This is a genomic window from Marinobacter iranensis (assembly GCF_029207565.1).
In the GTDB taxonomy this organism is placed as follows: Bacteria; Pseudomonadota; Gammaproteobacteria; order Pseudomonadales; family Oleiphilaceae; genus Marinobacter; species Marinobacter iranensis.
Genome location: NZ_JANCMW010000017.1, coordinates 53,183 through 78,988, shown reverse-complemented (window position 1 = coordinate 78,988; position 25,806 = coordinate 53,183). Strand labels below are relative to the sequence as shown.

Annotated in this window: 26 protein-coding genes; 21 read left to right on the top strand and 5 right to left on the bottom strand. The window is 58.4% G+C overall.

Annotated elements, in window-relative coordinates; translation table 11 throughout:
* Nucleotides 1–65: 65 nt before the first annotated feature.
* From NLU14_RS20220 to NLU14_RS20205, 4 genes are read left to right on the top strand one after another with little or no spacing between them, the layout of a single operon-like run.
* The gene (locus NLU14_RS20220) at nucleotides 66–692 is read left to right on the top strand and encodes a methylthioribulose 1-phosphate dehydratase (protein WP_275709985.1); all 627 of its coding nucleotides are present in this window, start codon (nucleotides 66–68) and stop codon (nucleotides 690–692) included.
* Nucleotides 689–1,249, top strand: coding sequence for a 1,2-dihydroxy-3-keto-5-methylthiopentene dioxygenase (locus tag NLU14_RS20215; RefSeq protein ID WP_275709983.1), 561 nt, complete (start codon nucleotides 689–691; stop codon nucleotides 1,247–1,249). Before NLU14_RS20220 ends, NLU14_RS20215 begins: the two co-directional genes overlap by 4 nt.
* Nucleotides 1,246–1,938: an acireductone synthase gene (mtnC, locus tag NLU14_RS20210; protein ID WP_275709981.1), complete on the top strand. Its 693-nt coding sequence runs from the start codon at nucleotides 1,246–1,248 to the stop codon at nucleotides 1,936–1,938. Before NLU14_RS20215 ends, mtnC begins: the two co-directional genes overlap by 4 nt.
* A 50-nt stretch (nucleotides 1,939–1,988) precedes the next feature.
* Nucleotides 1,989–3,035: a DUF3080 family protein gene (locus NLU14_RS20205; protein WP_275709979.1), complete on the top strand. Its 1,047-nt coding sequence runs from the start codon at nucleotides 1,989–1,991 to the stop codon at nucleotides 3,033–3,035.
* Nucleotides 3,036–3,049: 14 nt separating this feature from the next.
* Here the strand turns inward: NLU14_RS20205 and tfpB are convergent, their stop codons facing one another.
* From tfpB to arsC, 4 genes are read right to left on the bottom strand one after another with little or no spacing between them, the layout of a single operon-like run.
* Nucleotides 3,050–4,852, bottom strand: coding sequence for a type IV pilus assembly ATPase TfpB (gene tfpB, locus NLU14_RS20200; RefSeq protein WP_275709977.1), 1,803 nt, complete (start codon nucleotides 4,850–4,852; stop codon nucleotides 3,050–3,052).
* Between the two features lie 12 nt (nucleotides 4,853–4,864).
* Nucleotides 4,865–5,233, bottom strand: coding sequence for a DUF2069 domain-containing protein (locus tag NLU14_RS20195; protein ID WP_275709975.1), 369 nt, complete (start codon nucleotides 5,231–5,233; stop codon nucleotides 4,865–4,867).
* A 34-nt stretch (nucleotides 5,234–5,267) separates the two neighbouring features.
* Entirely contained in the window at nucleotides 5,268–5,870 is a 603-nt protein-coding gene (gene wrbA, locus NLU14_RS20190) for an NAD(P)H:quinone oxidoreductase (protein WP_275709974.1), read from the bottom strand.
* 13 nt (nucleotides 5,871–5,883) lie between these two features.
* Nucleotides 5,884–6,237, bottom strand: coding sequence for an arsenate reductase (glutaredoxin) (gene arsC, locus NLU14_RS20185; protein ID WP_275709971.1), 354 nt, complete (start codon nucleotides 6,235–6,237; stop codon nucleotides 5,884–5,886).
* A gap of 141 nt (nucleotides 6,238–6,378) precedes the next feature.
* Between arsC and NLU14_RS20180 the strand changes: the two genes are divergently transcribed.
* From NLU14_RS20180 to NLU14_RS20100, 17 genes are all read left to right on the top strand, one after another.
* A complete protein-coding gene (locus NLU14_RS20180; protein WP_420845086.1) occupies nucleotides 6,379–6,789 on the top strand; it encodes a TlpA family protein disulfide reductase in 411 nt (136 codons plus the stop codon).
* Between the two features lie 44 nt (nucleotides 6,790–6,833).
* Nucleotides 6,834–10,316, top strand: a complete 3,483-nt coding sequence (dnaE, locus tag NLU14_RS20175; protein ID WP_275709969.1) for a DNA polymerase III subunit alpha — start codon at nucleotides 6,834–6,836, stop codon at nucleotides 10,314–10,316.
* A gap of 176 nt (nucleotides 10,317–10,492) precedes the next feature.
* The gene (gene accA, locus NLU14_RS20170; protein WP_275709967.1) at nucleotides 10,493–11,446 is read left to right on the top strand and encodes an acetyl-CoA carboxylase carboxyl transferase subunit alpha; all 954 of its coding nucleotides are present in this window, start codon (nucleotides 10,493–10,495) and stop codon (nucleotides 11,444–11,446) included.
* Entirely contained in the window at nucleotides 11,430–12,791 is a 1,362-nt protein-coding gene (gene tilS, locus NLU14_RS20165) for a tRNA lysidine(34) synthetase TilS (RefSeq protein WP_275709965.1), read from the top strand. Before accA ends, tilS begins: the two co-directional genes overlap by 17 nt.
* Nucleotides 12,792–12,879: 88 nt before the next feature.
* Nucleotides 12,880–14,508 (top strand): CTP synthase, encoded by a 1,629-nt coding sequence (locus tag NLU14_RS20160; RefSeq protein ID WP_275709963.1) that lies wholly within the window; start codon nucleotides 12,880–12,882, stop codon nucleotides 14,506–14,508.
* Nucleotides 14,509–14,510: 2 nt separating this feature from the next.
* Nucleotides 14,511–15,356: a 3-deoxy-8-phosphooctulonate synthase gene (kdsA, locus tag NLU14_RS20155; RefSeq protein ID WP_275709961.1), complete on the top strand. Its 846-nt coding sequence runs from the start codon at nucleotides 14,511–14,513 to the stop codon at nucleotides 15,354–15,356.
* Between the two features lie 180 nt (nucleotides 15,357–15,536).
* The gene (gene eno, locus NLU14_RS20150; RefSeq protein WP_275709959.1) at nucleotides 15,537–16,832 is read left to right on the top strand and encodes a phosphopyruvate hydratase; all 1,296 of its coding nucleotides are present in this window, start codon (nucleotides 15,537–15,539) and stop codon (nucleotides 16,830–16,832) included.
* A 187-nt stretch (nucleotides 16,833–17,019) separates the two neighbouring features.
* The gene (locus NLU14_RS20145; protein ID WP_275709957.1) at nucleotides 17,020–17,292 is read left to right on the top strand and encodes a septum formation initiator family protein; all 273 of its coding nucleotides are present in this window, start codon (nucleotides 17,020–17,022) and stop codon (nucleotides 17,290–17,292) included.
* A gap of 38 nt (nucleotides 17,293–17,330) precedes the next feature.
* Nucleotides 17,331–18,029: a 2-C-methyl-D-erythritol 4-phosphate cytidylyltransferase gene (ispD, locus tag NLU14_RS20140; protein WP_275709955.1), complete on the top strand. Its 699-nt coding sequence runs from the start codon at nucleotides 17,331–17,333 to the stop codon at nucleotides 18,027–18,029.
* Between the two features lie 42 nt (nucleotides 18,030–18,071).
* Nucleotides 18,072–18,551 carry a 2-C-methyl-D-erythritol 2,4-cyclodiphosphate synthase gene (gene ispF, locus NLU14_RS20135; RefSeq protein WP_275709953.1) on the top strand — a complete coding sequence of 160 codons (480 nt, stop codon included), beginning with the start codon at nucleotides 18,072–18,074 and terminating at the stop codon, nucleotides 18,549–18,551.
* Entirely contained in the window at nucleotides 18,548–19,648 is a 1,101-nt protein-coding gene (gene truD, locus NLU14_RS20130) for a tRNA pseudouridine(13) synthase TruD (RefSeq protein ID WP_275709951.1), read from the top strand. The genes ispF and truD overlap by 4 nt, the downstream gene beginning before the upstream one ends.
* Complete coding sequence (gene surE / locus NLU14_RS20125) at nucleotides 19,626–20,390, top strand: 5'/3'-nucleotidase SurE (protein WP_275709950.1); 765 nt, start codon at nucleotides 19,626–19,628, stop codon at nucleotides 20,388–20,390. The genes truD and surE overlap by 23 nt, the downstream gene beginning before the upstream one ends.
* Nucleotides 20,390–21,046, top strand: coding sequence for a protein-L-isoaspartate(D-aspartate) O-methyltransferase (locus NLU14_RS20120; protein ID WP_275709948.1), 657 nt, complete (start codon nucleotides 20,390–20,392; stop codon nucleotides 21,044–21,046). The genes surE and NLU14_RS20120 overlap by 1 nt, the downstream gene beginning before the upstream one ends.
* Nucleotides 21,047–21,078: 32 nt before the next feature.
* Nucleotides 21,079–22,023, top strand: coding sequence for a polyprenyl-phosphate transporter (locus tag NLU14_RS20115; RefSeq protein WP_476738654.1), 945 nt, complete (start codon nucleotides 21,079–21,081; stop codon nucleotides 22,021–22,023).
* A gap of 352 nt (nucleotides 22,024–22,375) precedes the next feature.
* Nucleotides 22,376–23,131: a peptidoglycan DD-metalloendopeptidase family protein gene (locus NLU14_RS20110; RefSeq protein WP_338040811.1), complete on the top strand. Its 756-nt coding sequence runs from the start codon at nucleotides 22,376–22,378 to the stop codon at nucleotides 23,129–23,131.
* Between the two features lie 213 nt (nucleotides 23,132–23,344).
* Nucleotides 23,345–24,346 carry an RNA polymerase sigma factor RpoS gene (rpoS, locus tag NLU14_RS20105; protein WP_275709944.1) on the top strand — a complete coding sequence of 334 codons (1,002 nt, stop codon included), beginning with the start codon at nucleotides 23,345–23,347 and terminating at the stop codon, nucleotides 24,344–24,346.
* 194 nt (nucleotides 24,347–24,540) lie between these two features.
* Entirely contained in the window at nucleotides 24,541–25,116 is a 576-nt protein-coding gene (locus tag NLU14_RS20100; RefSeq protein ID WP_275709942.1) for a chalcone isomerase family protein, read from the top strand.
* Between the two features lie 41 nt (nucleotides 25,117–25,157).
* Here the strand turns inward: NLU14_RS20100 and nth are convergent, their stop codons facing one another.
* The gene (gene nth, locus NLU14_RS20095) at nucleotides 25,158–25,799 is read right to left on the bottom strand and encodes an endonuclease III (RefSeq protein ID WP_275709940.1); all 642 of its coding nucleotides are present in this window, start codon (nucleotides 25,797–25,799) and stop codon (nucleotides 25,158–25,160) included.
* Nucleotides 25,800–25,806 lie beyond the last annotated feature (7 nt).

The window sequence follows — 25,806 nt, the reverse complement described above, 5'->3', positions numbered from 1 at the left end:
GCCCGCCCATCCTTATAATGGTAACCATCAAGCGCTGATCCGGCGTGTCTGTTCCGAGGTGACTTTTGTTTGACGTAACCCGCTACGCCATTGCCGCGCAGTCCATCATTGATGCCGGCCGCTTTCTTTACGGCCAGGGCTGGTCCCCGGCCACCAGTAGCAATTATTCGGCGCGGATTGACGAGGGGCATATTGCCGTAACGGTCTCTGGCCGCCATAAAGGCCAACTGGTCGCCGGCGATGTCATGGTGGTGGACCTGGGCGGAAAGGCCGTCCAGAGCAACGCCCGCTCATCCGCCGAAACGCAATTGCATACGGTTCTGTACCAGACTTTTCCCGAGGTGGGTGCGGTATTGCATACCCATTCCGTCAAGGCGACGGTGCTGAGCCGCCTGCTGCCGACCGGAGAGCCGCTGATACTGCAGGGCTATGAGTTGCAGAAAGCCTTTTCAGGCATCGACACTCACGAGTCCGAGCTGACAGTGCCTGTTTTCGACAATACCCAGGACATCCCGGCGCTGGCACGCCAGACAGGCGAATGGTTCCGCCAGCACCCGGAGCAGCCCGGTTACCTGATCCGCGGGCATGGCCTTTATACCTGGGGGCGGACCATGTCAGACTGCCTTCGCCACGTCGAAGCCTTTGAATTTCTCTTTGAATGCGAGCTGGAAACCATGAGGGTCCGCCGATGACAACCTTGAGTATTTTTGACCAGAGTGCGCCCGAGTCTCCCCGAGTCGTCACTGAAGACGCCGGCAAGATTGCCAACCTGCTGGCGGAGCACAGCGTGCGGTTTGAGCAGTGGTCCACCCGGGAGTTACCTGTGGATGCGTCATCAGACGACATCCTTGAGGCTTATGCGGAAGAAATTCAGGCGTTAAAGGATGAGTGTGGCTTCCAGGCCGCTGATGTCATCAGCCTGAACCCGGACAATCCCCAGAAAGAGGCCTTCCGCAAGAAGTTCCTGGATGAACACGTGCACAGTGAAGACGAAGTGCGCTTCTTTGTGCGCGGCCAGGGGCTTTTTTACCTGCATTTTGGTGACCAGGTGTACGCCGTGATGTGCCAGAAGAATGACCTGATCAGTGTACCGGATGGCACCCGCCACTGGTTCGATATGGGGCCGGAGCCGGCCTTCACCTGTATTCGCCTGTTCACCAACCCGGAAGGCTGGGTGGCGGATTTCACCGGCGAAGACATCGCCAGCCGGTTGCCCCGTTATGAGCGGCTGGCAGGAGCTGCAGGATGATCCGCGTAATCCTGACGGACATCGAGGGCACCACCAGCTCGATTTCCTTTGTTCACGACGTGCTGTTTCCCTATTCGGCGGAACACATGGCCCAATTCGTGCGGGAGGGAGAGTCCGATAACATCGAGATTCGTGAACAACTGGACGCCGTTGCACAGGCCTCCGGAGTTGCCAGGGACGATATCGAAGGGCTGATCGGAGTGCTCGATACCTGGATCCGTGAAGACCGCAAGGAAACACCACTGAAAACCCTGCAGGGCATGCTTTGGGAACAGGGCTACCAACAGGGTGCTTTCCGTGGCCATGTTTATGAGGACGCCGCCGAGTACCTTCAGCGCTGGCATGATCGGGGGCTGCGCCTGTTCGTATATTCTTCCGGTTCTGTGAAGGCGCAGAAGCTGATTTTCGGATTCAGTGAGGCCGGGGACCTGACACCGTTCTTTTCCGGCTACTTCGACACCCGTATCGGTGGCAAGAAAGAACGGGAGTCCTACAGCAATATCATCAACGAACTGGGTGTTGAACCCCGGACCGTACTGTTCCTTTCCGATGTGGAAGCCGAGTTGCAAGCCGCGGAAAGTGCTGGCATGCGTACAGTCTGGCTGATTCGAGAAGGCGATCTGCCGGAAACGGAGCGAGCGATGGCCAGGGACTTTGCCGGAGTTGATCACTTCCTGCAGCAGCGCTGACCCACCCGTGTGCCTCCCTCTCTGAATGCCCCGTGGGTATAGGAGGCCCCGTGCCCGATGCCAAATGCCTGACAGCCCCGTTTCTATGCCTGTGCCTCTCCGGCTGCGCTCCGGATTCCGGTGTGCCGGAGTTGATGGACGGCTATGTAGCGCAGGTGGCTGAAGCCCTGAAGTTAGATCCCGCGCTGTCTGACGTCGCGCCGGTTCCACAGATCCCTCGCCGTCGTGAGCGCTATCTGGACATGCCGGACCTGGATATGGGCATGCTGGATTTCCTGTCTCTCTACGGTTGTGAGCTGCAATACGTGGTGGGTGAGCGAAATTCTATCATGGGTCGGGTGATGCAGCCGCTGAACCGCTTGCGATACGAAACACGTTTTATCCGTGCCGCTGAAGACTGTATTCCTGAAGCCGATCGTGAGGGCGTAAAGGAGGAGCTGGAAGAGGCCATCAAGAGCAAAATCGAAACCCTCCCCATTGCTATATGGAATGCGACCTGGGGGGTGGAGGAAGTGGAGCGACTGTTCACCCTCTCACAGGGGTACTTTCCCAGGGGCTCAGAGGGCGATCCGGTGGCTGAGCTGGCCATGGGTGTGAGACAGTTGAACCAGACGGTGGCGAGCCTGTTGGATGGCAACACGGATGAGCCGCTGGACTACGTTGGCGAGATTCATCAGCGCTGGCAGGCCGAGCACCGGGCAGGCCAGCTAATGAACAGCGCGCGCCTGCTGACGACGCGACTTGACGATGCTACGGCCCTGCTGGCCGAGAGGGTTGAAGCCGGTCCGCTATGCCCCGAGGAGGGGGCGGAGGTGCCGCCTGCGCTAAGAGGCGCGTATGCCGATGGCTACGCTGGCGGTGTTCAGACTTATCTGAAAGGCGTTCAGCAGGCACGGGAGGCGCTGATTGAGCCACTGGAAAAACTCGCGGTTCAGCAGGCGGATACCATGCCAGCCCCCTTCCGTGAGTGGTACCGGCAATACCTGGATACCGGAAACACCGATAGCCTGTGGGGGCAACTGGACCGGGCCATCGAAGCCCACGACCAGCGTTGGCGGCAGCTTCTTAGCCAGTGTGTCGTATCCACCGACTTATAATTTCCGGGCGCTGCTCAACGCTGGCTTTCGGGGGTTACCCGCAGGATTTCCTCTACCGTGGTGGAGCCGGCCGACACTTTCTGCGCGCCGCTGAGCCGCAGGGACTTCATGCCATCCTTGTAGGCGTCCACCCTCAATTGGTCCAGTTCGCATTGCTCGGTAATCTGCCGGATCAGATTGCCGGAGAGCTGCATGATCTCGTACACCCCCGCCCGGCCGTAGTAGCCCGTATTCCGGCACTCCAGGCAGCCAACCGGGTGATAGACCTGCTTGGGCATGGTGGCCTTCCAGGGGCGGGTCAGGCTTTGCCAGGCCTGCTCGTCCACCGGCCCTGGCGCCTTGCAGTGGGGGCACAGGGTCCTGGTCAGCCGCTGCGCCATCACGCCCAGCACCGTGGCACGGATCAGGTAAGGGGGGATGCCCAGTTCCATCAACCGGGTAATGGCGCTGGGGGCGTCGTTGGTGTGCAGGGTGGACAGCACCAGGTGCCCGGTCAACGCGGCCTGCACGGCCATCTCGGCGGTCTCCAGGTCGCGGATTTCGCCGATCATTATGATGTCCGGGTCCTGTCGCAGCAGCGCCCGCACGCCAGAGGCAAAGGTCAGCTCGATATTGGTCTGTACCTGCATTTGGTTGAAGGCGGGCTCCACCATCTCGATCGGGTCCTCAATGGTGCAGATATTTACCTCGGGGGTGGCAAGCTGCTTGAGGGTTGAGTAGAGGGTGGTGGTCTTGCCGGAACCGGTGGGGCCGGTGACCAGGACAATGCCATGGGGGTGGTCGGTAATACCCTGCCAGTGTTCCCGGTCTTCTTTTGAAAAGCCCAGTTGTTCGTAGGATTTCAGCAGTACTTCCGGGTCAAAGATCCGTAGCACCATTTTTTCGCCGAACGCAGTGGGCATGGTGGCCAGTCGCAGTTCCACTTCGCTGTTGTCCGGCTTTCGGGTTTTGATGCGGCCATCCTGGGGGCGGCGTTTCTCCGCCACGTTCAGCCTGCCGAGAATCTTCAGTCGGCTGGTGACGGCTACGCCGACCTGATCCGGAAATTCATAAACATTGTGCAGCACCCCGTCAATGCGAAAGCGGACCTGGGTGACGTTTCGCCGTGGCTCAATGTGAATGTCGGAAGCGCGCTGGTCGAAGGCATACTGCAGCAACCAGTCGACAATCTTGACCACGTGCTGGTCGTTGGCATCCGGGTGCTCACTGGCGCCCAGATCCAGCAACTGTTCGAAATTCTGGGTGCCTGCCGGGTTGGCTGCGTTGTTGCCACCGGCCTTGCTGACAGAGCTGGCCAGTTGGTAGAACTCGACGGTGTACCGGCGGATATCTTCCGGGTTGGCGACCACGCGGCGAATGTCCTTCCTGATCGCCTGGCGCAGGTTGCCCTCCCAGTCGCTCTTGAAGGGTTCGGCACTGGCGATCAGAACCTCATCCTGGCCTATTTCAACCGCGAGAATGCCGTGTCGCTGGGCGAAGGCATAGGACATCACCCGGGCAATGGCCGGTGTGTCTATCTTCAGGGGATCGATGTGGTAATAGGGTTGTTCCGCCCATTCCGCCAGCCATTGGGTCAGTTTGGCGAGGTCCAGCGTGCGGCCGGTTTTCTGGCTTTCCAACCCCGCCTTGGCCACCAGTTCCAGAGGATGGCGCTGACTGGCAGGCCCACTGCCACCCGTCTGGATGCCAATGTTGGCCGACAGGACCCGCTCGGCGTCCTCCTGGGAAATTTCACTACTGGTCACCAGCGCCGTACAGATATCCCTCAGGGTCAGCGTACTTCTGTGCGGGGCAGGTGGGTGAGTGCTGTCGGCCATGGGTGTTTCCTGTCAGGTTTCTGAAACCGGCTGCGGACGATTCACCTTAAGGTGGACCATGGCCACTGTAAACAGCAGGAAGGTCAGCACCGTGAGGACCAGCGGAGCAAGATCACCTTCGCTGAGCCAGGCGGACACCACGTAACGGGTGAAGTAGAAAATAACCACAAAACTGAGCCAGATATAGCCCCGGTTGTGCCCCCGGAAAACCGGAACGGCAAAAGCCAATAGCGGGACCAGTTTGATACTGAGCATCAGGGTGACGGATACCCCCTCCACCTGCACGGGATAAAACGTGGTGACAATGAGTGTCGCCAGGGTGGCCAGATAGAGCAGAAAGGTCAGTCGGGCGGTAATGCGGGCTTTCGGATTGTGAAGCATTCAGTGGTCCGTTGTTGTTAAGTGGCGCTCACTCTCAGCGCAATTTCAGGGCGAGCCGGGCAAGGCGCTCGCCAAACGTCTGGCAGATGGTCTTTTCATGGTCGGTCACCACCTGCTGCTCTCCAGTACCTGCCCAGTGAGATGGGCCGTAGGGTGTGCCACCGGCAGTGGTTTCATTGAGCGCGTTTTCTGAGTAGGGCACACCGCATAACACCATGCCGTGGTGCAACAGGGGCACCATCATGGTCAGCAGGGTGCTTTCCTGGCCTCCGTGCAGGCTGCCGGTGGAGGTGAAGGCCCCCGCGGGCTTCCCGGTGAGTGTGCCGTTCAGCCACATGTCTCCGGTGCTGTCGAGAAAGTATTTCAGCGGCGCGGCCATGTTGCCAAAGCGGGTAGGGCTGCCAATGGCCAGGCCGGAACAGCCCGCCAGGTCGTCCTTGCCGGCGTAGGGTGCTCCGTCGTCCGGGACCGCGGGCAGTGAGGCCTCTGTATCCGGTGATACGCTGGGTACCGTGCGTATCCTGGCGTCAACGCCCGGTACCCGGGAAATGCCCCTGGCAATCTGGGTGGCCATCTCCGCGGTCTGGCCGGTGCGGCTGTAATACAGCACCAGAATATAGGGGGCTTCGGAAGCCATCGCCTGTCTCCGGTTAAAGGATGCTGAGGACGTTCTCGGGCGGACGGCCCAAAGCCACCTTGTTGCCTTTGATGACAATCGGGCGCTCGATCAGTTTCGGGGTGTCGACCATGGCTTTGATCAGGGTTTCCCGGTCCAGCCCCGGATCGTCCAGGCCCTGTTCCTTGTATTCCTTTTCCCCGGTTCTCATCAGTTCACGGGGGCCGATATCGAGAGCTTCCAGGATGTGTTCCAGTATTTGCCCTGTTGGTGGCGTTTCCAGGTAGCGTATAATTTCCGGTTCAACACCCTGTTCTCGAAGGAGTTCAAGGGTTTGCCGGGATTTTGAACAGCGCGCATTGTGGAAAATTCGGGTCGGTTCTGTCATGGTTCTCCATCTTTCCAGGTCAGGTAAACCGCAAGTGTATCTGAGCGCCGTAGTCTAACAGGAGGGCACCCTGTGCAATACCCTGAAAAGTATCCTGCAACGGTGCGTTATTCCACCGGGTTGTACGGGATCGGTATTATACTGGCCTTGTTGATGTTGGCAGGCTGCCAGAATCACGAGTTTGAAAAGCCTGACGGAACGACGCTGGAATGGGAAAGCCTGCGTGGTCACTGGGTGCTGGTCAACTACTGGGCAGAGTGGTGTAAGCCCTGCCTTGAGGAAATCCCGGAACTGAACAGTCTGGACCGGGCCGGTGCCATCGTGGTCCTGGGTGTAAACTTTGATGATATCCGTGGCCAGGAACTGATCGACCTGGGCAAAGACATGGGCATTGAATACACCATGCTGGCCGAGGACCCCGGGCCCGAATTTGGCTGGAAGACGCCCGTCGCCTTGCCGGCAACGTTTATTGTGAACCCCGATGGAGACCTGGTTGAGGCCCGCTTCGGCCCGCAGACCGAGGAAGACATCGAAGAGCTGATCGGGCGCTGACCCGGCCCCGAACCGTCATTAACAAGCAGGAATACCCCGACGCTATGTCACAGACCTTTGTCCACCTACGCGTGCACTCCGAATATTCCATGGTAGACGGCCTGGTGCGGGTGAAACCCCTGATTGGCCGGGTAGCGGAGCTGGGCATGCCGGCTGTCGGGCTGACGGAGCAGTCCAACATGTGCTCCCTGGTGCGGTTCTACAAGGCCGCCATGGGGGCCGGTGTGAAGCCCATCATTGGCGCGGACCTGTGGATCGAAAACCATGATGAGCCGGATAACCCCCTGCGGATCACCCTGCTGGCGCGCAACAGCGCTGGCTATCTGAACCTCACCGAAATCGTCTCCCTGGGGTATACCGAGGGGCAGCGTTTTGGCAAGCCCATTATCCAGCGCAAGTGGCTGGAAAGTCGTGCCGAAGGCCTGATTGCCTTGTCCGGTGCGCGCATGGGCGATGTGGGCAAGGCGCTGATGGCCGGCAAGCTGGATCTCGCCCGGCAGCGCACGGAATACTGGATGAACCTTTATCCCGGGGCATTCTATCTGGAACTGCAACGCACCGGCCGGCCAGGGGATGAAGACTGCCTGCACCTGAACATTGAGCTGGCGGAAACCCTCTCATGCCCGGTGGTGGCCACCAACGACGTCCACTTCCTCCATGCCGAGGATTTTGAGGCTCATGAGGCGCGGGTCTGTATCGGTGAAAGCCGTACTCTCGATGACCCAAGACGGGAGCGCCGTTTCAGCGACCAGCAATACCTGCGCAGTGCGGAGGAAATGATCGAGCTGTTCTCGGATATTCCCGAGGCCGTCGAAAATACCGTGGAAATCGCACGCCGCTGCTCGGTTCAGGTGCGGATGGGCGAATATTTCCTCCCGAACTACCCCATCCCGGACGGGATGACCATGGATGAATACTTCCGCAAGGTGTCGGAAGAGGGCCTGGAAGAGAGGCTGGCGAAGACCCTGAGCAAGGACGATCCGGACTACGACAAAAAGCGCGAGGCCTACTACACGCGGCTGAACTTCGAACTGGATATCATTACCCAGATGGGCTTTCCCGGGTACTTCCTGATCGTAATGGACTTCATCAAGTGGGCCAAGAACAACGGCGTGCCGGTGGGCCCCGGCCGGGGCTCCGGTGCTGGCTCCCTGGTGGCCTACGCCCAGTTGATCACCGATCTGGACCCACTGGAATACGACCTGCTGTTCGAGCGCTTCCTGAACCCGGAACGGGTATCCATGCCCGACTTCGACGTCGACTTCTGCATGGAAGGCCGTGACCGTGTCATTGCCTATGTGGCGGAGAAATACGGCCGCGAAGCGGTATCCCAGATTATTACCTTCGGCACCATGGCCGCCAAGGCGGTTGTGCGGGATGTGGCCCGGGTTCAGGGCAAGTCCTACGGCCTGGCGGACAAACTGTCCAAGATGATTCCCTTTGAGCCGGGCATGACCCTGGAGAAGGCGCTCGAGCAGGAACCACAACTGGTTGAGTTCCTGGAAAACGACGAGGAAGCCCAGGAGATCTGGGAGATGGCCCTCAAGCTCGAGGGTGTTTGCCGTAACGCCGGCAAGCACGCCGGCGGCGTGGTGATAGCGCCCACCAAGATTACCGACTTCTCGCCGCTGTACTGCGATGACGAGGGCGGCAGCCTGGTGACCCAGTTCGATAAGGGGGATGTGGAAGATGCGGGCCTGGTGAAGTTCGACTTCCTGGGACTGCGGACCCTGACCATCATCGACTGGGCCCTGAAGATGATTAACCCGCGCCTGGAGAAGCGCGGCAAGCCGGCGTTGGACATTAATGAGATCCCGCTGGACGACGTGCCGTCATTCGACATGCTCAAGAAGGCGGAAACCACCGCGGTCTTCCAGTTGGAATCCCGTGGCATGAAAGACCTGATCCGCCGCCTGCAGCCGGATTCCCTGGAGGACATGATCGCCCTCGTGGCCCTGTTCCGGCCCGGGCCACTGCAGTCGGGCATGGTGGATGACTTTATCGACCGTAAGCATGGTCGCCAACCGATGTCGTTCCCGCACCCGGATTACCAATACGATGGCCTGAAGCCGGTACTGGAGCCCACTTACGGGGTTATCCTCTATCAGGAACAGGTCATGCAGATTGCCCAGGTAATGGCCGGCTATACCCTCGGTAATGCCGACATGTTGCGTCGTGCCATGGGCAAGAAAAAACCCGAGGAGATGGCCAAGCAGAAGCAGTTCTTCCTGGATGGCTGCGAAAAGAACGGCATCGACAAGACCCTTGCTGAAAACATCTTCGATCTTGTAGAGAAGTTCGCCGGCTACGGTTTCAACAAATCCCACTCCGCCGCCTACGCCCTGGTCTCCTACCAGACCCTCTGGCTGAAGGCGCATTACCCGGCCGAGTTCATGGCGGCGGTGCTGACGGCGGATATGCAGAACACCGACAAGGTGGTGACGCTGGTGGAGGAGTGCCGCAGCATGGGGCTGGAGCTGCTGGTGCCGGATGTCAGCCGCTCCGAATACACCTTCACGGTCAATGACGACGGCGCCATCGTGTATGGCCTGGGAGCCATCAAGGGGCTTGGTGAGGGCCCGATTGGCAGCATCCAGGCTGGCCGGGCAGACGGTGAGCCCTACCAGGATATATTTGATTTTTGCCGCCGGGTGGATCTGAAAAAAGTGAACAAGCGCGCCATGGAAGCCCTGATTCGCTCAGGCGCCATGGACAAACTGGGGGCAGGGCGTGCCCAGCTAATGGCCAGTATCGACAAGGCCATCCAGCAGGCAGGCCAGCAATCCCGCAACGAATCCGTGGGCATGACCGACATGTTTGGTGACATGCTGATGGGCGGGGAAGGCGGCGACCCCTATTCCGATGTGGCAAATGTGCGGGAATGGCCCAAGAAGGAACGTCTGAAAGGGGAGAAGGACACCCTCGGGATTTACCTGACCGGTCACCCGTTCGATGAGTACGAGAAGGAAGTGCGGCGGTTTGTGCGCTCTTCCATCGCTGATCTGAAACCGGCGCGCCAGCCCCAGCGTGTTGCCGGGCTGGTGGTGGCCCAGCGCTCAATGAAAACCCGTACCGGCTCCACCATGGCGTTTATCACCCTGGATGATCGTAGCGCCCGTATCGAGGCCACGCTGTTCTCCGAGGCCTTTTTCGAGAATCGGGAGTTGTTGCAGTCCGACCAGGTCATTGTGGTGGAAGGCCAGGTCAGCCATGATGATTACTCCGGCCAGATGAAAATGCGGGTGAACTCGGTGATGGACGTGGGCACAGCCCGGCAACAGTTCAGCCGCGGGCTCAAGCTGGCCATTCACGCCGACCAACTTCAGAACGGCCTGCTGGACAAGCTGGACTCAACGCTGAGGCCCTTCCGGTGTGAGGGCAGTCCGGTGTGGATCGAGTACAGCAGCGATAATGCCAGTACTCGTATCGAACTGGGCGAATCGTGGCGCGTTCAGCCCGATGATGACCTTTTGCTGGAGCTGAAATACCTCGTAGGCGACCAGTCCGTGGAACTGGTCTATGATTGATACTATCCGGCAAGGTTCATCCTGGGAATGGCGGGCACGTTGAAAAATTACGTTTTTGTCAGAAAGCCGACTCATACAAAGGTCCGCTTTAGCCTATGCCCGGGCGCTGCTATCTTTGTCCAAAATTCTGGTTTGGCGACTTACATTCTCGCCTTGCAAGCAAATGATGGAACATCATGAACCCTAACTATCTGGATTTCGAACAGCCAATTGCCGACCTTGAAGCCAAGATTGAAGAGCTTCGTATGGTGGGTAACGACACCGACATCAACATTACCGACGAGATCAGCCGGCTGCGCAAAAAGAGTGTCAGCCTGACGGAAAGTATCTTCTCGGACCTCAAGCCCTGGGATGTGGCGCGACTGGCTCGCCATCCGCGCCGCCCCTACACCCTCGACTACGTTGACATGATTTTCGACGACTTTGACGAGTTGCACGGCGACCGTCGCTACGCCGATGACCAGGCCATCGTTGGCGGCACCGCCCGTCTCGACGGCAAGCCGGTGATGGTGATCGGCCATCAGAAGGGCCGCGAAGTTCGTGACAAGGTAAAACGGAACTTCGGCATGCCGCGTCCGGAAGGGTACCGTAAGGCCTTGCGGCTGATGGAAATGGCCGAGCGTTTCCGCATGCCGGTCCTGACCTTCATTGATACTCCGGGTGCCTATCCCGGTATCGGGGCCGAGGAGCGCGGCCAGAGCGAAGCCATTGCTTTCAACCTTGCGGTGATGTCGCGCCTGAAAACGCCGATCATCTCCACGGTAGTGGGCGAGGGTGGCTCCGGTGGTGCATTGGCCATCGGTGTTTGCGACCAGCTCAACATGCTGCAGTATTCCACCTACGCCGTGATTTCGCCGGAGGGCTGTGCATCGATTCTGTGGAAGAGTGCGGAATATGCGTCCCAGGCAGCAGAAGCCATGGGCGTGACCGCTGACCGTCTCAGGGATCTTGGCCTCGCTGACAACGTGGTCACCGAGCCGTTGGGTGGGGCGCACCGCAACCCGGAGAAAATGGCCGAATCCCTGCGCGCTACCCTGAGTAAGGGCATTGCCGAGCTCTGCCGTTTACCCGCTGAAGAACTGGTGTCCCGCCGCTATGAGCGGTTGACCCGATATGACACGGGCCGGTAAATCCGGCTCCGGGTCAGACTGGCCGGAGGCACTTTGCGCTCCGGTCAGGCACCTGCCCTCCCATTCCCACCTGCGAATTGCCCTTAGCGGTGGAATGGATTCTGTTCTGCTTCTCCATGTTGTCGCCCGCCTGTATGCGCACACCGGCCAGGTGTCGGCATTTCATGTGAACCATCAATTACAGCCGAATGCCGGTCACACCGAGCGTTTCTGTCAGGAAATCTGCCGGGAACTCGGTGTACCCCTGGACATCCGCCGAGTGATCGTCAGCGGTCGCGAGACTCCCGAAAGCGACACCAGTGGTGGCATTGAAGAGGCTGCCCGGAATGCGCGTTACCAGGCATTCGAAGATATCCTGGCTCCGGGCGAGCTACTGTTGATGGCCCACCATGGCGATGATCAGGCCGAGACTGTATTGTTTCGATTGTTGCGTGGGACCGGTGTGGCCGGCCTGGGCGGAATGCCGCGAACACGGCCCCTTGGTGAAGGTTGGCTGTATCGACCACTGCTGAATTTCAGTCGCGCAGAGCTTCAGGGTTGGGCTACGGCACAGGGAATCGACTGGGTGGACGACCCCAGCAATACCGATGAGCGCTTTGACCGCAATTTTCTCCGCCATTCGATTCTGCCTCTTCTCAAGTCCCGCTGGCCATCGCTGGTCAGCCGCATCGGGCACAGTGCCCGTTCCTGTCGGGAAGGGGATGAACTGGCCGGGAAGCTGGCGGAGATCCGCTTTCACCAATGTGCTGATGACTCAGGCGCCCTGCGGTTGAGTGCGGTGGCATCATTGTCTCTGGCGGAGCAGAAAAACCTTTTGCGCTGGTGGGTTAAACGCCATCGCCACGAACCACCCGCCATTTCCGACTGGCCGCTGGTGCTGGCGGATTTCATGAGCGCGCCGGCGGACCGGGAACCGGAGCTTCGCGGCCCGGGTTTCGTGATTCGACGTTATCGGGAAAAGCTGTACCTGGTCCCGGAATTCACGGCATTGCCCGCTGGAAAGCCCGCCCTGGTCCCGGACCAGGAATTGGTATGGGGCGAGTGGCGATTGAAGCTTACAGGGGCTGGCAAGCGCAAAACGCCGGCGCCGGAAATACGGATATCTACGAGGGCAGGGGGCGAACGCATCCGGCCAACCCCGGACGGGCCCTCGAAATCGTTGAAGAACTGGCTGCAGGAAAAAAATGTTCCGCCCTGGGAAAGAGCACGGTTACCGCTGCTTCTGGAGGTGGAGGATGGCCATGAAGAAGTGGTCGGAGCTGGCGACTTGTGGCTTTCCGGCAAATACTGTGGGGAGGCCCCGGCCAGTGGCTGGCGCATTGTTGTGGAGCGGGAATGTAATTGAGAAGGTGATGCCTTTCTGGTAGTCTGGCGTCCCATCTTGAGATGACAATCTCCCTCCTTCACCGAACCAGACAAATCACGGAATCTGCATGACGCGTTATATTTTCGTCACCGGCGGTGTCGTGTCCTCCTTGGGGAAAGGTATCGCATCAGCCTCTCTGGCAGCGATCCTGGAGGCACGCGGCCTGAAGGTCACTATTCTCAAGCTGGACCCGTACATCAACGTGGACCCCGGCACCATGAGCCCGTTTCAGCACGGTGAGGTTTTTGTCACCGAAGATGGCGCGGAAACAGATCTGGATCTGGGGCACTACGAGCGGTTTATTCGCACGCCGATGTCGCGCCGGAACAATTTCACCACCGGCCGCGTATACGAGGAAGTGATTCGTAAGGAACGCCGGGGTGACTATCTCGGCGGCACGGTTCAGGTGATTCCCCACATCACTGACGAAATCAAGCGTCGGGTGGTGGAAGGTGCTTCCGGCGCCGATGTGGCACTGATTGAGATCGGTGGCACCGTGGGCGACATTGAATCGCTGCCGTTCCTGGAAGCCTGCCGTCAGTTGAAGGTGGAAGTCGGCCCCCAGCGTGCGCTGTTCATGCACCTGACCCTGGTTCCGTATATCGCGACCGCTGGCGAGATCAAGACCAAGCCCACGCAGCACTCCGTAAAAGAAATGCGCTCCATCGGTCTACAGCCGGATATCCTGCTGTGTCGCTCGGAGCATGAGGTGGACGCCAGTTCCCGCCGCAAGATCGCCCTGTTCACCAACGTGGAAGAGCGGGCAGTCATTCCGCTTCAGGATGCAAAGTCCATCTACGCCATCCCGCGCATGCTCCATGAATTCGGCCTGGATCAACTGGTTATCGAGCGTTTTGGTATTGAAGCCAGCCCAGCGGATCTGAGCGAATGGGATGCGGTAGTCGAGTCCCTGATGAATCCTGACCATGAAGTCACCATTGCCATGGTCGGCAAGTACATGGAACTGCTTGATGCTTACAAGTCCCTGATTGAATCCCTGCTCCATGCCGGCATCAAGACCCGCACCAAGGTCCGGATGAACTATATCGACTCTGAAGACATCGAGCGTGACGGCACCGGCGCACTGGATAGTGCTGATGCCATCCTGGTGCCTGGTGGCTTTGGAGAGCGTGGTGTGGAGGGCAAGATTCGCACTGTGCAGTACGCCCGCGAAAATAAGGTGCCTTATCTGGGCATCTGCCTGGGCATGCAAGTGGCTGTTATTGAATACGCCCGCAACGTGGCGGGCCTGAAAGACGCCCACAGTACCGAATTCCGCGAACACACGCCGGAGCCGGTTGTCGGCCTGATTACCGAGTGGCTGGATGCCAGCGGGGAGAAGGAGGAGCGCACCGAAGCCTCTGATCTGGGCGGCACCATGCGCCTGGGGGCCCAGGACTGCGTGGTGACCGAGGGCTCCACCATCGCCAACTGCTATGGCCGCAAGACCATCCGCGAGCGCCACCGTCACCGCTTCGAGGTGAACAACCATTTCCTGCCCCAACTGGAGGGCGCCGGCCTGAGAATTTCCGGTCGCTCAACAGACGGCAAACTTGTTGAGGTTGTGGAAGTGCCGGACCACCCCTGGTTCGTGGCCTGCCAGTTCCACCCGGAATTCACCTCCACGCCCAGGGACGGCCATCCGCTGTTCAAGGGATTTGTAGAGGCAGCCCTGGCCCGTAAAAAGGAATCCTGATCATGGCGCAGAGCACGGTCAACGTCTCGGGAATCCAGGTCGCCAACGACAAACCGTTCGTGCTGTTCGGCGGCATGAACGTGCTGGAATCCCCGGAAATGGCCATGGAAGTGGCCGAGGCGTATGTCGAGGCCACCAGCAAACTCGGCATTCCCTATGTATTCAAGGCGTCCTTCGACAAGGCCAATCGTTCGTCGGTGCACTCGTTCCGCGGCCCTGGCCTTGAGAAAGGCCTGCAGATCCTGGCGGATATCAAGAGCAAGTTTGGTGTTCCCATCATTTCTGATGTGCACGAGCCTGCGCAGGCGGCACCTGCCGCGGAGGTCTGCGACATTATCCAGTTGCCGGCTTTCCTGAGCCGGCAGACGGATCTGGTCGTTGCCATGGCGGAAACCGGGGCGGTCATCAATATCAAGAAGGCCCAGTTCCTGGCGCCCCAGGAAATGAAGCACATCATTGCCAAGTGCGAAGAAGCTGGTAACGACAGGGTGATCCTTTGCGAGCGGGGCAGTAGCTTCGGTTATAACAACCTTGTAGTCGATATGTTGGGCTTCGGCATCATGAAGTCGATGAATGTGCCGGTGATGTTTGATGTGACCCATTCTTTGCAGATGCCCGGTGGTCGTGCTGATTCCGCTGGTGGTCGCCGCGCCCAGGTAACTGACTTGGCGCTGGCGGGCATGTCCCAGGGCTTGGCTGGTTTGTTCCTGGAGGCTCATCCCGATCCGGATAACGCCAAGTGCGACGGCCCCTGTGCGTTGCGGCTGAGTCAGCTGGGGCCCTTTCTTCAGCGAGTCAAAGCTGTGGATGACCTTGTTAAAAACTTTAAGCCTCTCGATACCGCCTGATTGGCGGTTTTTGCGTTCCAGAAGGACTATGGGAGCGAGCGGGAACGGCCCTACGAAAATGTGCGGAGCCATGGATGGCGGAGCCCAAGCGCACATGGATGTGCTCGTAGCGTTTTTCGTAGGGCCGTTCCCGCTCGCTCTTACTCCCAACTTTGAAATCAAACTTGGAGACAGAGAAAAATGACCAAGATTGCCAATATTAAAGGCCGTGAAGTGCTGGATTCCCGCGGGAATCCAACGGTTGAAGCAGACGTCATCCTTGAAGACGGGACCATTGGAAGTGCATGTGCGCCGTCTGGTGCGTCTACTGGCTCACGTGAAGCTTTGGAGCTTCGGGACAAAGATGCGAGTCGCTACCTGGGCAAGGGCGTTTTAAAGGCTGTTGATGCGGTGAACACTAAAATCCGTGAAGCGCTGATTGGCAAAGATGCCGCAGACCAGCGTGCCCTGGATAACGTAATGCTCGAGCTGGACGGCACTGAGAACAAAGCCAACCTGGGCGCTAACGCCATCCTGGCTGTTTCCCTGGCCGCCGCCAAAGCTGCTGCCGCGTCGCTGGGCAAGCCGCTGTACGCGCACATTGCGGACCTGAACGGCACCTCCGGCAAGTACAGCATGCCGGTGCCGATGATGAATATCCTCAACGGCGGCGAGCATGCCGATAACAATGTGGATATCCAGGAGTTCATGATTCAGCCGGTGGCCGCGAAGTCGTTTGCCGAGGCGTTGCGCATTGGTGCGGAGATTTTCCACGCGCTGAAGAAGGTCCTCAACAGCAAGGGCCTGAACACAGCAGTGGGCGATGAGGGTGGCTTTGCACCGGATCTGCCTTCCAACGAAGGCGCCCTGGCGGTGATTCAGGAAGCGGTGGAGAAGGCCGGTTACAAGCTGGGTACCGACGTGACCCTGGCGCTGGACTGTGCTTCTTCCGAGTTTTACAAGGACGGCCAGTACCAGTTGTCTGGCGAAGGCAAGTCCTTTGATTCCGCTGGCTTCGCTGATTACCTGGCGGGCTTGTGCGAGCGTTATCCGATCGTGTCCATCGAAGACGGTATGGACGAGAGCGACTGGGACGGCTGGAAAGTTCTGACCGAGAAGCTGGGTGACAAGGTCCAGCTGGTGGGTGACGACCTGTTTGTAACCAACACCAAGATTCTGAAGCAAGGTATCGACAAGAGCATTGGTAACTCCATCCTGATCAAGTTCAACCAGATCGGCAGCCTGAGCGAAACCCTGGATGCCATCAAGATGGCCCAGGACGCAGGCTACACGGCGGTTATCTCTCACCGTTCCGGTGAAACCGAGGACACCACCATTGCCGATCTGGCGGTTGCAACCTGCGCCGGTCAGATCAAGACCGGTTCCCTGTGTCGCTCTGACCGGGTTGCCAAGTACAACCAGTTGCTTCGTATCGAGGAAGCGCTGGAGGGCAGCGCGCCCTATCGTGGCTTGAGCGAGATCAAGGGCCAGGGCTGATCGCCCAGTCGCCAAAATGACCTGTCGGGCAGGAAACTGACGGGTAGCAGACCAGGAAAGGCCATCGTGATCCTGAAAATGTGAGGCACGATGGCCTTTTTGTACAACCGGTTAGCAGAACTTGTTGCTAAACTACACTAAGGTCTATACTTACTGTCCGGTTGTCGCATTGTAAACGGAATTCGCAATGAAGTTGCTTTGGTCCATCATGATTATTCTTATTCTCCTGCTGCAGGTTCGCCTGTGGGTCGGGGAGGGTAGTTTTGCCCAGGTCTGGGGGCTGGAGAAGTCCATTGCCGAACAGCGCGAGGAGAACGCCCAACTGGCAGCCCGTAACGAGCGCCTCTACGCGGAGGTTCGCAATCTCCGTAGTGAGAAGGGTGCGGTGGAAGAGCGTGCACGCATGAACCTGGGGCTGATCCGTAACGATGAAACCTTCTTCCTGGTGGTGGAGCAATAGCCAGCCGCAAGCCAGGTCGTTCAAAGCTGACCACGTCCATGAGTAAACCCCGCTATTGGCTGATCGTTCCCGCTGCCGGCTCCGGCCAGCGAATGAAAGCTGACTGTCCGAAGCAATACCTCCAGTTGAATCACCGCTATATCCTTGATGTCACATTGTCCCGTTTGCTGGAGAATGCCGATTTTGCAGGCTGTATGGTAGCCCTCCGTGCTGATGACCCCTGGTGGTCGAAGACCGCTTCCAGCAAGGACGAACGCGTTGATACCTGTATCGGGGGATCGGAACGGGCGAATTCGGTATTGGCTGCATTGGAGGCATTATTGGACCGTGCCGACAATGACGACTGGGTGCTGGTACACGACGCAGCCCGCCCCTGTCTGCACCCGGCCGACCTCGGGCGCCTGATAGCGGATCTGCGGGGGCATCCCGTGGGAGGCTTGCTGGCCACGCCGGTGGCCGATACCCTCAAACGTAAGGCCGGCGACAGCAATGCGGTTGAAACCACGGTTGACCGTCGCCACCTTTGGCGGGCGTTAACACCCCAGATGTTTCGTTTTTCAGCGTTGAGGCGGGCTCTGGAAACCGCCATTGCATCAGGTTATCCGATAACCGATGAAGCTTCTGCGCTGGAACATGCCGGCCAGATTCCCTGTATCGTGGAGGGGCGACCGGATAATATAAAGATTACCGTACCCGCCGATCTGGCGCTCGCCGGTTTTATCCTCAGCCGCTTGTAGCGGCGAGCCCACATCGGATCGATTGAATAAGGAAACAGCAATATGCGAATCGGGCAGGGCTTTGATGTCCATGCGTTCTGTGAGGGAGATCATGTGATTATTGGTGGTGTGACCATTCCCCACGCTCAGGCCCTCAAGGCCCATTCAGATGGGGATGTTCTGCTGCACGCCCTGGCCGACGCCCTGTTGGGTGCCGCAGCGTTGGGCGACATCGGTCACCTGTTTCCGGATACCAGTAGTGAATGGGCGGGTGCCGACAGCCGGGATCTGCTTCGCCGGGTGATGGAGCGTGTGGCCGGGGAAGGATTCAGCGTTGGTAATGTCGACACCACCGTTATTGCGCAGGCTCCGAAGATGGCGCCCCATATCGAAGCCATGCGGTTGAATATCGCCGAGGATCTGGCCATCCCGGCCACCCGGGTCAGTGTCAAGGCAACCACCACTGAAAAGCTGGGCTTTACCGGTCGCGGGGAAGGCATTGCCTGCCAGGCGATCTGTCTGCTTGAGCCGGTTTTATCATGACCCTTACGCAACGATCGTCCCAAGGCTGGAGACTGGACTGGCCGACGTCTTCCGGTCGCCGGTTCGCGACCGCCCGGATTAAATCCCTGCCTGCCGATTTTTTTGTCGATGAAGACCTGTCACTCCCCGGTGATATCACCGATGGCGGTGAGCATCTTTGCCTGCGCCTGGAAAAAGCCGGGGACAACACCGACTATGTGGCACGGCAACTGGCGGCCATGAGTGGCTGTCGGCATTTTGATGTTGGCTTTTGCGGCCTCAAGGACCGCCATGCGGTAACCCGTCAGTGGTTCAGTCTCTATCGCCCCGGAATGGAGAGCGAAGACCCTGAATTTACCCGGCAGGTGGCCGAACACTGGCTGGTGCTGGCGCAGCACCGCCAGGCCCGGAAGCTCAGGCGTGGCGATCACCGCGGGAACCGGTTCGAACTGGTGCTGAAGGATGTTGTCGGAGACACAGCTGATATCGACACGGCACTGGCACGAGTGCGTGATCTTGGCTGCCCGAACTATTTCGGCTCGCAGCGGTTCGGCCATGGCGGGGCGAACCTGGACAAGGCACTGACCATGGACCCGACGAAATTGAACCGCAGGGGCGGCCGCAATGCCAAAAAACGTGGGAGAGGGCGGTCAACCTCTGGCAGTAGTGACACTAAAAACGTATTGTACTTTTCGGCGGCACGTTCGTGGTTATTCAACGAGGTGCTTGCCCATCGGGTCGAGAATGGCACCTGGCTGGAACCCCTGGAGGGCGAGCCGGGCGCCTGCGAAAATCAGGACCTACTGATAACCGGGCCGCTTTGGGGCGATGGTGGTACCGAAGCTGTTTCTGTACAGGGCGAGATCGAGCGCGCCGTTGTTGCGGAGCATCCGCAATTGGCAGCGGTGTTCTCAACCACCCGCATGAAACCGGAGCGGCGGCCGCTGAAAATGAAGCCGGAAGGTTTTGAATGGCAGTGGCAGGGCAATGACCAGTTGAGACTGACGTTCTGGCTTGCTCCCGGCCAATACGCAACAACCATGCTGGACGATGTGTTCGATATAACGGACGCAACCACCTTTACTGGAGAAAATTGTGCGAATTCTGTTGTCCAATGATGATGGCGTTCATTCGCCTGGTCTGCAGGCCCTCCATGACGGGCTTCAGGGGCTGGGTCATCTTGAGGTTGTGGCGCCGGATCGGGATCACAGCGGTGCCAGTAACGCATTAACGCTGAGCCGGCCGTTGACGGTGGAAGACCACCCCAATGGCTTTCGTTCCGTGGACGGAACACCCACGGATTGCGTCCACCTTGCAGTGAACGGGTTGTTCGACGAGCCTTTTGACCGTGTGGTGTCGGGGATCAACACGCACGCCAACCTCGGTGACGATATCATCTATTCCGGAACGGTTGCGGCGGCTACGGAGGGCAGGAACCTGGGGTTGCCGGCTATCGCTGTATCGCTGGTGAACGAAGGCCGCTTTCACTACCAGACCGCTGCCAGGGTGGTGAGGGCATTGCTGGAAAGCGATCACCCATTGACCCTCGGCCCACGCTGCATCCTGAACGTGAACGTTCCGGACGTTCCCTGGGAAGACATCGCTGGCTTCCGCGTTACCCGCCTTGGTCACCGTGACCGGGCAGAAGGTGCGGTGCCCATGACCTGCCCCCGTGGTAAGGCGCGCTACTGGATAGGTGCCGCAGGTAAAGGCAGCGATGCCGGGCCGGGCACGGATTTCTACGCAGTCCTTGAAAACTATGTCTCGATTACCCCCGTTCACGTGGATATGACGCGGCACGAGGTACTTTCGTCCTTGCGGGAATGGGTAGAGCAGCTGTCAGGACGGGAGGGGCGTTGATGGTTGCAGAACTTAACGGTATTGGAATGACATCACGGCGGACCCGCATGCGCCTGATCCAACGGCTCAGGGAATCGGGAATCACCGATGAGCAGGTACTGCAGGCCATATCCGACATTCCGCGTCATATTTTCCTGGACGAAGCCCTTTCCCATCGGGCCTATGAAGACACGTCGCTACCCATTGGTTACAGCCAGACGCTCTCGCAACCCTACATTGTGGCATTGATGACCGAGTCCCTCATGCGCCACAAACCGACGAAGGTGCTGGAGTTGGGAACGGGGTCTGGCTACCAGACCGCTATTCTTGCAAGGCTGGTGGATCAGGTTTTCAGTGTTGAGCGCATCAAGCCGCTTCAGGACCGTGCACGGGACCGGCTGCGCCAGCTCGGGCTCCGCAACGCCTTGCTCAAGCATGCGGATGGTGGAATGGGGTGGCCGGACCAGGGGCCTTTTGACGGTATTCTCGTTACGGCAGCCCCCAGGGAAATTCCGCAGGAACTGAAGGATCAGCTCGCCGATGGCGGTGTTATCATAGCGCCCATTGGCGAGGAGTCCCAGATGCTGGTGGAAGTGGTACGTGAAGGCGACCGATTCGAAACCAGGGATATTGCGCCAGTGCGTTTTGTGCCCCTTCTTGGCGGGGTTGTGCGGTGACAGCAAAACGCCAGCCTGAGTCTCCCGACGACGTGCCCCGTTCCCATCACCCCTTTGCCGTGTTCCTGCGGGGCGTGGCCATGGGGGCGGCTGATATTGTACCTGGCGTGTCCGGCGGCACCATCGCGTTCATAACCGGTATCTACTTTCGCCTGTTGGAGGCCATCAGTGCCCTTCCGGAAGCTTTTATCCGGCACCTGGTTCGTGGACAATTGAGGGAGTTTTGGCGGGCGTGTGACGGTACCTTTCTGCTGTGCCTGCTGGCCGGGATTCTTGCCAGTATCGCCACCCTTGCGTCAGCAATCAGCTATGCCCTTACCGAGTACTCGATCCTGATCTGGAGTTTTTTCTTCGGCCTGATAGTGGCTTCGGTATGGCACGTTGGCCGCCAGGTTCGCCACTATCAGCCAGCGCTTTTGCTGCCGTTGGTGGTGGGAACCGTGTTTGCCTGGTGGGTCACCACTTTGTCTGGCAGCCCATTGTCGCCTTCAATGCCGGTCTTTTTCGGGGCGGGGGCCCTGGCCATCTGTGCCATGATCCTGCCGGGCATATCCGGCAGTTTTATCCTGGTGATCCTCGGGATGTACGTTCCGGTTCTGGACGCCATACGCTCGCTGAACCTTGTTGTACTCGGGGTGTTTGCAGTCGGCTGCCTGGTTGGTCTGTTGTCTGTTGCCCGGGTGATCACCTGGGCGTTTCATCGCTATCATGACCTTGTGCTGGCACTGCTGACCGGCTTTATGGTCGGGGCGTTGAACAAGGTCTGGCCCTGGAAGGAAACGCTGAGCTGGCGTACCAATAGTGCAGGCGAACAGGTGCCCCTCAGCGAAGCGAGTGTCAGCCCGATGGGCTATGCTGAATTGACCGGCGAGGAATCACAATTGCTGCTGGCGATAGCCTGCGCTATTGCCGGCCTGCTGCTGGTTCTGCTGGTCGAGTGGGTGGGCGGTAAAAGGCAGTCTGCCCCTTCGCATTAAGGACGAGTTTTGATCAGCCCTGTGGACTCGTTCACAGGTGTATCGAGACGAAGTGTTACTTTTTGATCCTTGCGGTTGTTTCGGGCAGTAACAAATGCCACGGACAGGTAACTTGGCTTCATGTTCAAAATGTGCAATAAATTAGCAAGTTACTCAACACACTTTATAAATTGCCGTATTTTTTATACGAATTTCTAATAACGAGCATATTTTTATTCTTTTGAGATCAGTGCGTGGGTTCATTATCGCTGCGATGGCAGTTCTCCCGCGGCTCCCCTCCGGTGCCCCTGCTTCTCCGTGTTCAGAAAAGCGGGTGCGCCTTTACGCTTTCCTGCTTGTGCTCTCCAGCCTTATGCTGCTCTCCGCGTGCAACACCCAGGCGATCTATCAGGATGACCTGTATAACCCGCCCGTTTACTGGGGGAGGCATGTGGTCAAACCCGGGGAAACCCTGTACAGCATTGCCTGGCGATACGGTCGGGACTACCGGGAACTCGGTAATGCCAACGGCATAAACCCTCCCTACAACATCAAGGCAGGGCAGGTGCTACGGCTGGACCTTCGCGGAAATGTCACATCCGCCGGGCAGACTGGCGCGAGTAACAAGCCTTCGGCCGCTCCGGTGCCGAGTCGCTCTGCATCGCGTCAGCCTGCTCCCAGACCGGAGCCAAAACCGACGGTCTCGCGGCCTCCTGACAGGTCGTCGCCACTAACCGGTCAAAGCCAGACGGTTTCCAACGTCAATTGGCGATGGCCGCACGTTGGCACCGTAATTGCAGGATATTCAACATCCGGGAAAGTCAATAAAGGTATTGATATTGCTGGAAAAGAGGGTGACTCTGTAAGGGCGGCGGCAAGTGGTAATGTCGTGTACGCCGGGAGTGGGTTACTCGGTTATGGCAATCTGATTATAGTGAACCACAATGAGCACTATTTAAGTGCTTATGCACACAACCGGAAAATTCTGGTGCGGGAAGGGGAGGACGTCAAAGCCGGACAGGTCATCGCTGAACTGGGGAACAGTGGCACGGACCGACCCAAGTTGCATTTTGAAATCCGGAAAAATGGCAACCCGGTCGATCCCGCGCACTACCTCCCGTCCCGATGAAACGGACTTGCAAGACAAAGCCTGGAGTCCGGCACCAAAGACCACAGACAGTCGGAACAAACAGTCCAATCAACAAAAAGAAACGGCGGCCACGGTAGCCGTCAACAGCTAGCAATAAATGTCCTGAACAAGAAATCGAAGAAAGCAGGCGCTTGCAATAACAAGAAAACGTGAGCGAATTTCCAGGATCATTGAAAGGCGGGGCAAAGAGTTATGTCAGCAGAGCATGAAGAACTCATCATTGACCGTGTAGCGGACGTTGAAGACGCAGACGATCAACTGTTAGCGGAAGACAAGGTAGAAGAAAAAGAAACGGCGGAAGTTGAAGCCGTCGAAGTAGAAGATGATATCCCGGCCCAGGGCCGATACTTCACCAGCCAGAAGCAACTGGATGCCACCCAGCTTTACCTCAACGAAATCGGTTTCTCTCCTCTCCTCACACCTGAAGAAGAAGTGTACTTTGCCCGGCTCGCCCGCAAGGGGGAGGAGTCCGGACGCAAGCGGATGATCGAGAGCAACCTGCGCCTGGTGGTGAAAATTGCGCGGCGTTACGTAAACCGTGGCCTGACACTGCTGGACCTGATCGAGGAAGGCAATCTCGGGCTGATCCGGGCGGTGGAAAAGTTTGATCCGGAGCGCGGTTTCCGCTTCTCCACCTACGCCACCTGGTGGATCCGCCAGACCATTGAGCGGGCGATCATGAACCAGACCCGCACCATTCGCCTCCCCATCCACGTAGTCAAGGAACTGAACCTTTATCTGCGCGCCGCACGGGAGCTGACCCAGAAGCTGGACCACGAGCCATCAGCGGAAGAGATTGCGCGGATGGTCGACAAGCCGGTTTCGGACGTCAAGCGCATGCTGGGCCTGAACGAACGCGTTGCCTCCATGGACACGCCGATTGGTAGCGGCGGCGAGAAGTCCCTGCTGGATACCGTCGCGGACGAAGGCGCATCCGACCCGGCCGACCTGCTGCAGGACAATAACATGTGTTCCTGCGTTGAAAAGTGGATCGACCAGCTCAGCGACAAGCAGCAGGAAGTACTTTCCCGCCGCTTTGGCTTGCGAGGCTATCCCATCAGCACGCTTGAGGAAGTGGGCCAGGAGATTGGTCTGACCCGTGAGCGGGTCCGGCAGATTCAGGTAGAGGCGCTTCGTCGCCTCCGGGAAATCCTGGAGAAAGAAGGCCTGTCAGGCACCATGCTCTTCAAGTAGCAGGTTCTGTGTGATAAAAAAACCGGCCCGCGGACAGCAGGCCGGTTTTTTTTGCGTTGCCAAATGAGAACCAGCCCGCGTAAGCCCCCGTTTGCTCCCTGTTAAACTTGGCTGGCTGGTGTGGGATAAGGGTGTCGAACGCCGGCGAACCAGTAGCAAGACATTCAATAATAACGATCAATAAGGAAAGGACGATGAAAAAGGCCCTATCAACAGGATTTGCCTCATTACTGCTGACAGCAGCCCTGTCAGCCCCGGCTTCCGCCCTGACGGTGGAAGGCGTTGACCTGCCGGATACCTACTCGGCGATGGACACCGAGCTCAAGCTTAATGGTGCGGGCACCCGCTCCAAGTGGTTCATGGACCTCTATATCGGTGGTCTGTATTTGCCTGAGACCATTAACGATGGCCAGGCCATTATCAACGCGGACGAGCCACAGGCGATTACCCTGCATATCATTTCCGGGATGATCACCAGCGACAAGATGAAGTCTGCCACCATGGAAGGGTTTGAGAACTCCACCGATGGTGACCTGGCTGCGATCAAGGATGACGTTGATGCCTTTCTCGATGTCTTTTCAGAGGAAATCAAGGACGGCGACGTATTCGACCTGGTCTACCTGCCGGGTGAGGGTGTACGCGTCCTGAAGAACGGTGAGCAACGAGCTACCATTGGTGACCTGGAGTTCAAGAAGGCCTTGTTCGGTATCTGGCTGTCGGACGAGCCAGCCCAGGAAGACCTGAAAGAAAAAATGCTGGGCCAGCGATAGAAGCCCGATGAGAAGCCGGCTCCCCATTGGTGGGGTCGGCCTCAGTCCATGTAGTCCCTTTTGTATTTGAACTCGCAAAGATCCTCGATAATACAGGCGCCACACTTGGGTTTCCGGGCCGTGCAGGTATAACGCCCATGCAGGATCAGCCAGTGGTGGGCATCCAGCAGGAATTCTTTCGGAACCACCCGCATCAGACGCTTTTCCACCTCCAGAACGTTCTTGCCCGGTGCAATACCAGTGCGGTTTGAAACCCGGAATATGTGGGTATCCACCGCCATGGCGGGCTGCCCAAAGGCGGTGTTCAGTACCACATTGGCGGTTTTTCGCCCCACGCCCGGGAGCGCTTCCAGATCTTCCCTGTTATCCGGGACCTCACCGCCATGTTTTTCAAGCAGGGCGCGGCAGGTCTTGATCACGTTCTCGGCCTTGCTGTTAAACAGCCCGATGGTCTTGATGTATTCCTTCAGCCCGTCCACGCCCAGCGCCAGGATTTTCTCAGGGGTGTTGGCAACTGGATACAGTTTTGCCGTTGCCTTGTTCACGCCCACGTCCGTCGCCTGGGCTGACAGGATTACCGCAATCAGCAGCTCGAAGGGGCTGGCGTAGTTCAGCTCCGTTGTGGGTGTCGGGTTGGCATCCCGCAGGCGGGTAAAGATTTCGGTACGTTTTTCCTTGTTCATTTTCTAT

Coding starts and splice junctions, on each gene's coding strand:
- accA (WP_275709967.1), top strand. CDS start 10,493: ATGAACCCTAACTATCTGGATTTCGAACAGCCAATTGCCGACCTTGAA.
- rpoS (WP_275709944.1), top strand. CDS start 23,345: ATGTCAGCAGAGCATGAAGAACTCATCATTGACCGTGTAGCGGACGTT.
- kdsA (WP_275709961.1), top strand. CDS start 14,511: ATGGCGCAGAGCACGGTCAACGTCTCGGGAATCCAGGTCGCCAACGAC.
- tilS (WP_275709965.1), top strand. CDS start 11,430: ATGACACGGGCCGGTAAATCCGGCTCCGGGTCAGACTGGCCGGAGGCA.
- NLU14_RS20110 (WP_338040811.1), top strand. CDS start 22,376: ATGCTGCTCTCCGCGTGCAACACCCAGGCGATCTATCAGGATGACCTG.
- mtnC (WP_275709981.1), top strand. CDS start 1,246: ATGATCCGCGTAATCCTGACGGACATCGAGGGCACCACCAGCTCGATT.
- truD (WP_275709951.1), top strand. CDS start 18,548: ATGACCCTTACGCAACGATCGTCCCAAGGCTGGAGACTGGACTGGCCG.
- wrbA (WP_275709974.1), bottom strand. CDS start 5,870: ATGGCTTCCGAAGCCCCCTATATTCTGGTGCTGTATTACAGCCGCACC.
- arsC (WP_275709971.1), bottom strand. CDS start 6,237: ATGACAGAACCGACCCGAATTTTCCACAATGCGCGCTGTTCAAAATCC.
- NLU14_RS20215 (WP_275709983.1), top strand. CDS start 689: ATGACAACCTTGAGTATTTTTGACCAGAGTGCGCCCGAGTCTCCCCGA.
- eno (WP_275709959.1), top strand. CDS start 15,537: ATGACCAAGATTGCCAATATTAAAGGCCGTGAAGTGCTGGATTCCCGC.
- NLU14_RS20100 (WP_275709942.1), top strand. CDS start 24,541: ATGAAAAAGGCCCTATCAACAGGATTTGCCTCATTACTGCTGACAGCA.
- ispF (WP_275709953.1), top strand. CDS start 18,072: ATGCGAATCGGGCAGGGCTTTGATGTCCATGCGTTCTGTGAGGGAGAT.
- NLU14_RS20120 (WP_275709948.1), top strand. CDS start 20,390: ATGGTTGCAGAACTTAACGGTATTGGAATGACATCACGGCGGACCCGC.
- ispD (WP_275709955.1), top strand. CDS start 17,331: ATGAGTAAACCCCGCTATTGGCTGATCGTTCCCGCTGCCGGCTCCGGC.
- NLU14_RS20160 (WP_275709963.1), top strand. CDS start 12,880: ATGACGCGTTATATTTTCGTCACCGGCGGTGTCGTGTCCTCCTTGGGG.
- nth (WP_275709940.1), bottom strand. CDS start 25,799: ATGAACAAGGAAAAACGTACCGAAATCTTTACCCGCCTGCGGGATGCC.
- tfpB (WP_275709977.1), bottom strand. CDS start 4,852: ATGGCCGACAGCACTCACCCACCTGCCCCGCACAGAAGTACGCTGACC.
- dnaE (WP_275709969.1), top strand. CDS start 6,834: ATGTCACAGACCTTTGTCCACCTACGCGTGCACTCCGAATATTCCATG.
- NLU14_RS20145 (WP_275709957.1), top strand. CDS start 17,020: ATGAAGTTGCTTTGGTCCATCATGATTATTCTTATTCTCCTGCTGCAG.
- NLU14_RS20195 (WP_275709975.1), bottom strand. CDS start 5,233: ATGCTTCACAATCCGAAAGCCCGCATTACCGCCCGACTGACCTTTCTG.